Genomic DNA, 11,505 nt, shown 5'->3' with positions numbered 1-11,505 from the left:
ATACTTTTTTACCTTTATTTAGTTATGTATAATTGCATAAAATGTAGATATATTTAGTAATATATGATATATTGTTGATTTTTTCACAAAACATCCTAATATCATTATTAATAAACATATAGTATGAAGATATTAGTCTATAAACTTATCATCGTTATAAACATAGGTTTTAAATTACAAAAAAGCTGCAAAGCTTCCTTGGAACACTTTGCAGCCTTCTTTCTTTTTATTTCCTTTAGCAAAATAACGGTTAGTGTATTTTTTCAAATTAGCAATATGGTACAAACATTTCCATTGAGCTTTTGCTCACATATGTTTTTATCAAATCTTCAAGAGCTATTTGTTTGAGCTGACGTCAGACTAGTTTATCTAATTCAGAACTATACCGATAAATTCAGCACATGATTGTTATTAAAAAAATAGATAAACTTTGTTTCTGCAATATTTTTCTAACTCCTAAAAATTGAAACTGTTCCGCTAACAAAATAATATCAGGTTAATCTCATACGTCTACTTGAATAAAGGTTCTTTTTCTAGAGTAATAAGTTCATTATTTTCATTTTTTTGAGGTACTTACACCTTTGTTTAAGTCTTTACATTGGAAGCAGCAGATAACAAGCTTATATTATTGTATATTTTTCACGGTACTGTCTAGGAGTCATGCTAGTGATTTTTTTGAAAACTCTTATAAAATAACTTTGGTCATTAAAGTTAAGCCAAGCACAGATATCTGATAACGAATAAGTAGTGAGTGTTAATAATTTCTTTGCTTCTTCCACTCGTTCCCTTTGAATATATTCGCTTAAAGTAATTCCCATTTCTTTTTTAAATAGTTTAGACAGATAAGTAGGCGTAATTTCTAAATGATTAGCAAGTTCATTCAGAGATATTCCATCGTAAACATTTTTATTAATATGTTTTATACATGTAGTAACCGCGTAAGAATACTTTTTTGCATTGTATTCTTTCACACGATCTGCAAAGGTACGTAAAGCATCCCCTGACAATCGCTTTACAGATTCTACATTATCTAATTGTTCCAGGGTTTGTATATATAAAATACTATGAGCAAAAGCAATATCTGGTGGCAGGTTTCCTTCTATTGCATATCGAGTGGCTAAGGTAATCGCAATAATTCCAAGATTTTTTTGATTCCTGAGCGGATCCTCTATTAGCATAAGTTCAACATCTTCTTGCGAAACCGCATACATATACTGTATTAACTTTTTTTTATTGCCTTCTTTAATAGTCGAAAAGAAATCATTTACTAATGCCATATTGTGCGTTTTAGGTTTGTTTTGTCGGCGTTTTAAAATATATAAATCAGGTTTCACATTTTTATTAGGAATTTCCTCTAGTACTTTATTTTTTTCCAAGACAATATCTACATCTAACTTTTCATTGAAAATCATGTAATGTAATAAAATTCCCATATCAATTAATGTAGTTTTTTTAATCTCAGATAAACACTGATAATAGGCAAGTCTTTCTTGAATGTTATCATTTGATTTAAATTCTTTCTGAAATTTTATGATCATATCATCTGAATCTTTTGGATGTATAGTAGGACCGATTATAATAGTCCCTTTAATATCATCATGATTTTCTATATGAATTAGAACAAAATTTTCAAGATAGTTGTTACTTCGGAAAAGTGGCAAGTTAAAGGGATCGTTTTCTTGATAAATATCACTAAGATGTTCTTCTTTTGAAGAATAAAAAGGACTACAAACATTATCAGATGTAGAATGATATAAAATTTTTCTGTCTGCAGATAAAATATGTACAGGGGCATTAAATGCTTTATGTGCAAGATCACACAAGTGTTGTATATCAATAGAAGTATTCATTACATTCTCCTTTATAGATCCATAAAATATATTTTGTTAGATATAATTCACGACAAATAATACTATAAAATATCAAATTAGTACAATTCACAACAAAATATTACTATATCTTTTTTATAAAAATCATATATTATTTAATTGTAGTTAGCATCTAAATATCAGAGTAGATAAGTAAAGTAAAGGAAATAAGCTAAGTTCTTTTCTTAATTCTACAAAATATAATTATTGAACTTGAGAAAACAGTGAAGTACTACAAAATACAGTGGTAGTCAATGCGAGGACCAAGCTGGAAAAAGATTTAAAATAAAGCGAAAGTAACAGAAGATACTGTACCACCGCAAGAAATAACAGTCAAAGTTCCAATTCAATCATTTATACAAATTGAATTCAAAAAATAAATACTGCTAATTTAAATGTGAAACTGAAAAACTATTTTGCTCCAAATTTTAGAAAAAGATAATAAAGAAGTTGTGAAATTGGAAACAGATGAAAGCGATACGGCTATTTTTGAAGCACTATGCTTTGAAAAATACAAGGTAGAGGAAATTCAAGTACTCAATTAAACATTTAATTGAGAGAAAGGTCTTTTCATCAACTAAAAATAAAAATAAAAAACGAATGGAATATTCAAAAAATGACACTATATTACTGGTCGTAACATTAGTTTTACTTTCCACAAAAGAGGAAAAAATATATAGACTTTACAAATACTAAGAATAGCAAACTAGATAGTTTTATTACCACATCACATAAAGTGAAACTTTAATCAGTGGGGGTTTTGTTCATCCCCCACTGATTATTAGCCCACACCAATCGGGCTTTTACGGGCAGTAAGACTCCCACCTAACTTCTTTGCTTCCGCTGAATTTTGAGGTGGGGTCTTACTGCCCGGCAAATAGCGAGATAAACTTATTAATAATTTCCAAATACAATAGTTGTTAATCAACAAAAAACTTCAATAACCAAGGTGCACAGTAAATTGACCTCAAAACAATAATTACTACAATATCAGGTTTTGCTTATTCTATAAAAAAGAAATATCACTTAAAAACTATTCCTTTATATCGATTTAGACATAAAACATTTTATTATATCGGCTTAAGTATTATGGAATTAAAATTATAAATAACATCAAAACCCTTTTAAGGGCTTATACATCGTTCGTATCGAATTTATCACCTTTCGATACCTATGTCATTAACACAACTAAAAAAGATTATTACAAAGGAATCTGAGAGGTTTTTTCAATTTCGAAATTTATTTTTTTGTAAATTAAAGGAAAAATAATCCGTATATATACGGATTATTTTCTTAGTGTAATCTGTATTGACCTGTTAACTGTTTTTCAGCCATTCAAACTAAGCGTTTTGTAATCTCTCCACCGATCCGAACCATTTGCAGATGATGTGATGTATCAGGTCCCAGTGTGACTCTTAGTTCAAAAGCAATTTCATACTTCATTTGCTCAATAGTACTTGTAGTAGCAGAAATAAGAATTTCATTTGTATTACTTTCGTATCTTTGAATATTTATAAATAACATGTGCCTAATTATGCTATTTACGCATGAGTAACCTAATTTATTCCAGTGTTTTTATAGGAACCCTTTCCCTCCCCTTATTCCACCAATTAAATTTGAAACACAAATGTACATTGCATTTCAATATAACAATAAAAGCTACAAAAGCAACGAATTTACTATTTTAAAGTTAAGTGTTTAACCTTGAAGTACTTAAATTCTTTTTTCCAGATAAAGCATACATTATATCTTGATGTTTTATTGTCCTCTTATAATTATGTGGTATCGGGAATTTATTTCGGTGTTCTTTTATTATAATTAAAGTTTGAAGTTCTATGCTCAATACTTTTGCGAGGACATGATAGTTATATCCATTGTTTAACAGAGAAATTATGTCATAAAACATAGTTTTTCCACCCACTAATTTTACTAATTTATTCTTTAACTCATCCCTTTTTTCTTTAGCTTCATCAATTTCTAACAACATAGATTTTTTATTTGTCTGCTTAATGTATTGAGTATACAACTCTGGGAATTCTTTTTGTACTTCTTTGTTTAATACTGGTTTATATTTAATCATGTAAGTAACTTGTAACAATGAGCGTTTTAACAAACTATCTTCAATGAGATACGCTACTTTATTAAATAAATGTACATATTCCTCAATATTGGAATAACTATTAAAATGAGCTAATACTCTACTTTTTATACTAAAAGCCTTGCCTACATAAATAATATTGTCATTATAGTCTTTAATGAAATAAATACCACTGTCAGATTTTTTCAATTTATTATCCAATTCTTCTATACTCATAAAATGCAATTCACTCATACTTCTCTCTCCTTAGCAGTTTTAAATCGTAAAAAACAAGCAAGGTTTCTAAAAAAGTACTTAGCTGCCCTAGCATCTCTTATTTTATCTCTTGCTAAATGTCAAAAAACTGTTTCTATGTTACTCAACTATCAATATGATTATTAATAAAATTTTCGATCGTTATTATCTCGCAATTTTATCATGTAATTTCGAGATCGTTTCCTCATTTAAATTACTGTGTTTTATCGAATAAAGGAAATATACTACTACCCCAATAGTAATCCAAATACTAAAGTACACCCATGTCCTTAACGGTAAATTTAGCATTAAAAACACACAGCATACAATTGCAACGCATGGTAATACAGGTACAAAAGGTACCATAAATCCACGTTTTAAATTTGGGTGTGATTTACGAAGGATAATAACTGATAGACAAACTAACGCAAACGTCACCAAACTACCGATATTAACTAAATTAACTAATTCTTTCAAATCAATAAACCCAGCTATTAAAGAGCTCCCTATTCCTGCCAATCCAGTTATAAAAGTGGGTGCTCCAGTTTTCTTATTAACTTTCGCAAATGATTTCGGTAACAATCCATCACGACTCATTGCAAAGAATACTCGTGTTGCCGCATACATATTGGAAAAAATAACAGCCATAAGGCCAATTACAGCACCTGCAGCAATTGCACCAGCGACTTTTCCTTGTCCTACAACTTCCATTACATAAGCCATCGCCTCAGGAACATTTAATTCTTTATAGGAAACCATTCCTGTCATAACAAGGCATACCATAACATAAATAATTGTACATATGATTAATGATGCAATAATACCGATCGGAAGATTACGTTTCGGATCTTTTACTTCTTCTGCTGAAGTTGCTAATATATCAAAACCCGTAAAAGCGAATAAAATAGCTGCTCCACCCGTAAAAACTCCACTTAAACCGTATGGTGCAATTGGTATCCAGTTCATTGGTTTTACATAGAATATACCAACCGTAATAAACAACAAAATCATTCCAATTTTAATCAATACCATTATATTATTGATTCGTTTGCTTTCCCTCGTACCACGGGATAACATCCATGCTAATATCAATGTAATGATTACTGCTGGTAGATTCACAATACCACCATGCGAAGGAATCGTTACTAGAGCTTTAGGTATCTCTAATCCAAACCCCTTTATTAAATTGTGGAAATAGCCTGTCCATCCAGCAGCGACAGCCGCTGTTGCCACAATATATATTAACAGCAATGACCAACCTACTAGATGAGCAACAAACTCACCAATTGTTGCATATGAGTACGTATATACACTACCAGATGCCGGGAGTGTGGAAGCAATTTCTGCGTAACATAATGCTATAAATCCACATATAATTGCTGCAAGTACAAATGAAAAAATAACTGCTGGACCAGCATCTCTTGCTGCTACTAATCCAGTTAACACAAGAACCCCTGTTCCAACTATCGAGCCTATCCCTAACATAATTAAATCAAATGCTCCTAATGTTTTCGTTAAAGTCTTGCTTTGATTATGCTCTAACAATTGTGTAACGGATTTCTTTTTTAGTAAATTACTCATATTTTCTGTATCCCCTTTAAAATAAGGTTTGTTTTTCTCTTTAGTGTTGTATATAAATTTACTTAGTTATTAACTAGCCTCATAATATTTCTTTTACATTAAATAGATTTGAAATATTATATAAATTCGCTTCTCACTTACTAGTTAAACTAGACATTTCCATAGATTTTTGCGTACAACGTTTCATAGCTGAAATGATAGCTGTTCTTAAACCTTTTTCTTCTAGCGTTACTACAGCTTCTATCGTCGTTCCACCTGGAGAACAAACCATATCCTTCAATTCACCTGGATGTATTCCTGTTTCCAATACCATTTTTGCAGAACCTAATACAGCCTGAGCCGCAAATTTATAAGCTTGTTTTCTCGGCATACCGCCAAGTACAGCAGCATCTGCCATGGCTTCTATAAACATATACACATATGCTGGAGAAGAACCACTAATAGATGTAACAACATCCATTAGTTTTTCATTTATGACCTCCGTCTGGCCGAAAATATTAAATATGTTCAGTACCTCTTTTATATCTTTTTCTGTAACCATTTCATTAAAACATAACGCAGACATTCCTTCTCCAACAAGTGCCGGTGTATTAGGCATTACTCTAACAACTTTTAACTTTCTACCAAATTCATTCTCAGTGCTCTTAATACTTTTTCCTGCAGCAATAGTTACAATGATTACATCATTTTTTATTTGATCTTTTATTTGGTTAATTACCGATGAGTATAAATCTGGTTTGATTGATAAAATTAAAATGTCAGCACTGTTAGCGACTTCATTGTTGTTAGTAGTTATAGTTATGCCATATTCATTACTAGCATTTTTTAAATTAATGACGTTTAAATCTGAACAAATTATTTGATCTGGAGAAACTATATTTTTTTTTATCATCCCACCTATCATAGCAATACCCATGTTTCCACATCCGATGAATCCTATTTGTTTATTCATAATAATTTGCTCTTGCTCCTTCTACTCTAAATTTTATTGATTTTGAAATTATTATTCTAAATAAGGGCTATTACAATTACTTGGTTTATCAATAGAATTTCAAAATTCTCCTTCCTATATAGAGCTTACATATACCTCTAATAACTTCTTTGCTTTCGCTGAATTTTGAGGTGGGAGTCTTACTGCCCGACAAATAGCGGGATAAAATCATTTCTTTAATCTATAATAAGAAGGACATAAAAAAACAAAAAGTTACAAAAATTTTTAAATTAAAATTTTTGTAACTTTTTGTTTTGATGCAAATATAATTTCAATTAAGGTATCTCACCGTTTTAAACTTGACGCTCCATAATCTTGTATAGTTACATTTATATGATATTTAATCGGTACCTTACTAAATGTTTGATCCCAATTTTTTTTGACTTTCTCCCATGTTCTCGGGTGTTTAATTCTTAATTGGTTGCCAAAACCCACAATATCGACTTGGTATTCTTTTTGTATTTTTTTTGTAACATGATGTACTAAGTGCTTTACTTCTTTTTCAATAGCTTTTTCTTCCCTTTTCAAAAATTCATTTTCAAAATCTTTTCCTGATTGCATCCAATTTTCAGACAAACGCCCTTCTGATTCAATGTTTACATCAAAGGAAATATTATTTCCGTTAACATGTGGTATGATTTTGCTTTTTATTGACTTTATTTCGTATATAATGAGTTTCTTTGATTCTTTATCAAAAGTTTTTACCACACCACCATTCCTTTTTCCGTTTATCCATACTACTCCTTCCAATTCCTGTTCATTTAAAAAGCCCATCAACTTTTTTGTCTTCCCTTTAATTACAGCAGCTCCTGCAAATTTTGTTTCCCCATTTATCGAGATTACATTTTGCAAAAGAAAACTGGACCCTGACCGCATCTTTCCTTCCAATTTAGCGAGCGATACAGGGGGTAAAATCCTTGTTGTTCTATTTCTATTATCTGCAATTCCAGACAAACGAAATGCTGGGATTTCTCCTTTTTTGTTTGATTCCAGTACCTCCTTCGCTAGACCCTTGCTAATTAAGAGCATACAGCTAAGCCGAACTTCATTGTCACGGAGATACTGTTCAAGTAATTGTTCTAAACTGTATGTACGTACAAGACTATCGCTAATAACAATATTTTTTAAATGTGGGCTGAACATTGTGCTCTCTCTTTTCAATGAAAACTCACGAACAATTTGATGAATGGAATCACCGGTCTCAGAAACATTTATATAACGTTTTTGTTGTCCATTTCCTTTACTTTGTGCTTGCGAACTAACAATTTGATAAGTAGCTGTTATAAGATTTCTTTTAGGATAACCTCCTTCCTCATCCTCCTTCTCAATTGTTGAATCCTTCCCTTTATCTAGTGCTATACCTGCAGTTAAACTCAACTCTTCTACTTCTTTACTGCTCCAACATCCGGTTAAAAATAGAAGCAAAAGCGTCCCTAACAAAGCCAAATAGAACCGCATATAATTAAATTTATGTTTCACACTACTCCTCCTTTTAATCGCGTAATAATAAGAAGAAGCAGTGGCAGTAAACCAAATAAAAATAAAGCAGCATTACCGAGCATATCCCCCAATTTAAGCAAGTCATTTATATTTTTCGAAGTCATAGAAATGATGTAAATGATTGGAATCAAAGCAAAAATAAACGGATGAATACTCTTTTTAAAGAGTTGCGCTAATCCTAATGCAGCTGCATAATAACTAATCGTATAGGTAGCAAATATTTGCATAATCCATATTACAAGCAGTAAAGATTCAAAACGTTCAAATATCAAACCAGAAATTTCAAAACTGCGCATAAGGTCAATTGTCGGCCATGTTCTTGTTACAACCCCATCAATTGATAATGCACCAATGACCATTACAACAGTTATTACATAAAAGATTAACGGAATAGAAATTCCAACTAAAATAGCTTTTACTGCTTTCTTTCGTTGTTCCATAAATACCAAAAGAATTAACATAATTTCAGGACCTGTATATGCGAGAGACGTTGTTTTTATCCCATCTAACACTGGTTTAATTCCCAAACCTAATACGGGACGGAGATTATCTATCTCGAATATTCCGATACTCATAAAGGAAATGATTAAAAAAATAAAAATAGTAATAGGAAATATTATTTCAAACATCCGTGCAATTGAATTAATACCACCCATAATCAAATAGAGACCTATCCACATAAAAGGCATAACAATAGCCCATGTGGGGGTTCCTTCGAGCAAAAAAAAGCTTATTACTTCTGCCATTGAACGAATTTGAAATGCTGAAGTTGTAAGAAAATACCCTATAATAAGAAAACTAAGCAATCTGCCTATCCATTTCCCTACAATATCTTGACTGTATTGGTAAAATGTTTTTTCTGGAAACTGCTGACTTAATTTGACCATAATTACTCCTGAAACCATTGCCAATATTCCACCTAATATCACACTTAGCCATACATCTGGTGTTTTCACTTTTTCCACAGATGCTCTGGGCAAAGTGAGAATTCCTGTCCCAAGTATGTAATTTACAATAATAACAACTGCTTGTGAAGTTGTTATTCGGTCTTTAGGTTTAGCAATCACTGAAGGCCACTTCCTTTCGTCATCAGCTACCTTTTGCGGATAGTTTTTTTTGTATGCATTATTTTCGGTCGACGTCTCATTATTTTTAATGGCATGCGAACCATAAAATCTTTCCAGTCACTAAATCGATACGGAACAGCAGGGCTAGTATAAGGAACGCCAAAACTTTTCAGTTTCACTAAATGACTGCAAAGTAAAAGAAAGAAGAGAATAACACCATACAAGCCAAATATCGCAGCACAAAACATAGCTACAAAACGAAGAATGCGTAACGTAATTCCCACACTATATTGCGGAATAGTAAAAGAAGAAATAGCTGTTACCGCAACAACGATAACCATTATTGGACTAACAATTCCTGCTTCTACGGCAGCCTGACCAATTATTAAACCGCCCACAATTCCCATTGCAGGTCCAATCGGTTTAGGCAGACGTAAACCTGCTTCTCGCAAAACTTCGATAGCTACTTCCATAATTAACGCTTCTATTAAAGCGGGAAAAGGAACTCCTTCTCGCGATCCGATAATAGAAATAGCGAGCTTAGTGGGAATTAATCCTGGATGAAATGAAATAAAAGAAATATACAGTGCTGGAGCAAATAATGAAACAAAAGCTGTCATGAAGCGTAATAAGCGGAGAAGCGTACCAGGAAGCCACCTTTCATAATAATCTTCTGGTGATTGCAGCAGCATGCTAAATGTAACTGGAGCAATTAAAACAAATGGTGTTCCATCTAACAAAATAGCTACTCGACCTTCCATCAAAGCACTAATAACACGATCAGGTCGTTCTGTATTTTGAATCTGCGGAAAGGGACTGAGATAATTATCTTCAATGAGTTGCTCTATATAACCAGATTCGAGTACACTGTCTATGTCAATTTTCTGAATTCTGTTTTTTATTTCATCCACCAATTCTGTACTAGCAAGATCTTTAATAAATGCGACGACTAACTCTTTCTTTGCACGTTCTCCTACTGGTAGCTTTACTAATGATAAGCTCTCATCCGCACAGTGTCGTCGCAAAAGTGAGGTATTATCACTTAATACTTCAGTAAAACCGACCCGTGGCCCTCTGACTAATGCCTCCGATACTGGTTCTTCAATGTTTCGTTTATTTGCTTTTGTTGTACCAAGAATAAACACATCTGCTAAACCATCAATTAAAAGAGCTGTTGAACCTATCAATACTTTGGGTGTTAAATCTTTTATGTAATGGACTTCTGCTACTTCACTAATTGTAAGAACTTTATTTTTAATATATTCTTTTGAAACAGTCCCCTCCACATAAGAAGATTCATTTTTATATTCATCAGAAAAATCATCCATTAATAATTTCATAATATGTTTGTCAATTATCTCTTTATCTGATAGACCATCAACAAAAACGATCCCAGCTTGAATATCTGTGCGTCCAATATTAAACTTCCGAAAGCGAACATCAGAATTATGTCCGATTTGTTGCTTTATAAGTTCTAAGTTAGAGGCAAAATCATTTGTGAAATGAACGTTTGCATTTTGAGATGGTTTATGATCTTGTTTCGTTTTACTTTGAATATTATTTTTTTTCACTTGTTTGTCTCTTGACTTCCACCAACTCATTCTTCCCACTCTTTCTCTGCCATACGAACCCAATGAAAAAATCTTGAGATAGTATACGGAATTAAAAACAAGATAAAAGCTTGTACAAAGACTTTCCAATCTGGAAGATAAGAAGTAATTACGTTCCACATTTTTATCACCCAATTTATATACTCTGCTAGGATTGAGATTTCTAAAAAACGATATGTACTTAATAAAAAATAACTATAAGATTAAAGAGCAGAAAAGCGAGACATTATGCTTATTTAGTACCAATAACCTAATTAGTATAAAAACATTTCTGACCTAAAATACCATTTCCAATTATAATTTGTTAAATATTATCTCCTTTTCCCTTATTTATATGCCCGCATTTGAATTTCAAATAATATAAGGATCAATGATATTTCCTCTTAAAGAAAAAAAGATGCTAGAAGATAGCATCTTTTTTTAAATTCAACTTACTATGTATTTATATTTTATTGTGAAAATACTCGTTTTTTTTAATGAATATTAATGTTTAAAAAAATAAAAAATACATATTCTTTTGTTCTAAGTTCATACACTTCTACCGAATCGATACGGA

The 11,505-nt window shown here is 31.7% G+C and carries 10 protein-coding genes; 1 reads left to right on the top strand and 9 read right to left on the bottom strand.

Annotated features, from left to right (window positions below; genetic code table 11):
• Positions 1-620: 620 nt before the first annotated feature.
• Positions 621-1,850: a helix-turn-helix domain-containing protein gene (locus ACO6VI_RS31865; protein WP_063547309.1), complete on the bottom strand. Its 1,230-nt coding sequence runs from the start codon at positions 1,848-1,850 to the stop codon at positions 621-623.
• 434 nt (positions 1,851-2,284) lie between these two features.
• Between ACO6VI_RS31865 and ACO6VI_RS31860 the strand changes: the two genes are divergently transcribed.
• Entirely contained in the window at positions 2,285-2,413 is a 129-nt protein-coding gene (locus ACO6VI_RS31860) for a hypothetical protein (RefSeq protein ID WP_000939299.1), read from the top strand.
• Positions 2,414-3,203: 790 nt separating this feature from the next.
• On the opposite strand, the gene ACO6VI_RS31855 is transcribed toward ACO6VI_RS31860, so the two are convergent.
• The 8 genes from ACO6VI_RS31855 to ACO6VI_RS31820 all read right to left on the bottom strand — a co-directional run bounded on the left by ACO6VI_RS31855 (position 3,204) and on the right by ACO6VI_RS31820 (position 11,071).
• Complete coding sequence (locus ACO6VI_RS31855) at positions 3,204-3,392, bottom strand: small, acid-soluble spore protein, alpha/beta type (RefSeq protein WP_000897404.1); 189 nt, start codon at positions 3,390-3,392, stop codon at positions 3,204-3,206.
• Between the two features lie 166 nt (positions 3,393-3,558).
• A complete protein-coding gene (locus tag ACO6VI_RS31850; RefSeq protein ID WP_063547308.1) occupies positions 3,559-4,200 on the bottom strand; it encodes a hypothetical protein in 642 nt (213 codons plus the stop codon).
• A gap of 165 nt (positions 4,201-4,365) precedes the next feature.
• Entirely contained in the window at positions 4,366-5,781 is a 1,416-nt protein-coding gene (locus tag ACO6VI_RS31845; RefSeq protein WP_063547307.1) for an amino acid permease, read from the bottom strand.
• Between the two features lie 133 nt (positions 5,782-5,914).
• Positions 5,915-6,733: a pyrroline-5-carboxylate reductase gene (gene proC, locus ACO6VI_RS31840; protein WP_063547306.1), complete on the bottom strand. Its 819-nt coding sequence runs from the start codon at positions 6,731-6,733 to the stop codon at positions 5,915-5,917.
• Between the two features lie 324 nt (positions 6,734-7,057).
• Positions 7,058-8,251 carry a Ger(x)C family spore germination protein gene (locus ACO6VI_RS31835; protein ID WP_063547305.1) on the bottom strand — a complete coding sequence of 398 codons (1,194 nt, stop codon included), beginning with the start codon at positions 8,249-8,251 and terminating at the stop codon, positions 7,058-7,060.
• Entirely contained in the window at positions 8,248-9,339 is a 1,092-nt protein-coding gene (locus tag ACO6VI_RS31830; RefSeq protein ID WP_063547304.1) for a spore germination protein, read from the bottom strand. Before ACO6VI_RS31830 ends, ACO6VI_RS31835 begins: the two co-directional genes overlap by 4 nt.
• A gap of 26 nt (positions 9,340-9,365) precedes the next feature.
• On the bottom strand, positions 9,366-10,940 hold the full coding sequence (locus ACO6VI_RS31825) for a spore germination protein (RefSeq protein WP_140157115.1): 1,575 nt from the start codon (positions 10,938-10,940) through the stop codon (positions 9,366-9,368).
• Complete coding sequence (locus tag ACO6VI_RS31820) at positions 10,937-11,071, bottom strand: hypothetical protein (protein WP_000267389.1); 135 nt, start codon at positions 11,069-11,071, stop codon at positions 10,937-10,939. The genes ACO6VI_RS31825 and ACO6VI_RS31820 overlap by 4 nt, the downstream gene beginning before the upstream one ends.
• Positions 11,072-11,505: the final 434 nt, after the last annotated feature.

The organism is Bacillus sp. PSXD-155, assembly GCF_049310765.1.
Classification (GTDB): domain Bacteria; phylum Bacillota; class Bacilli; order Bacillales; family Bacillaceae_G; genus Bacillus_A; species Bacillus_A cereus.
Note: the sequence above shows the minus strand (reverse complement) of the source record. Positions and strands in the feature narration are given on the sequence as shown.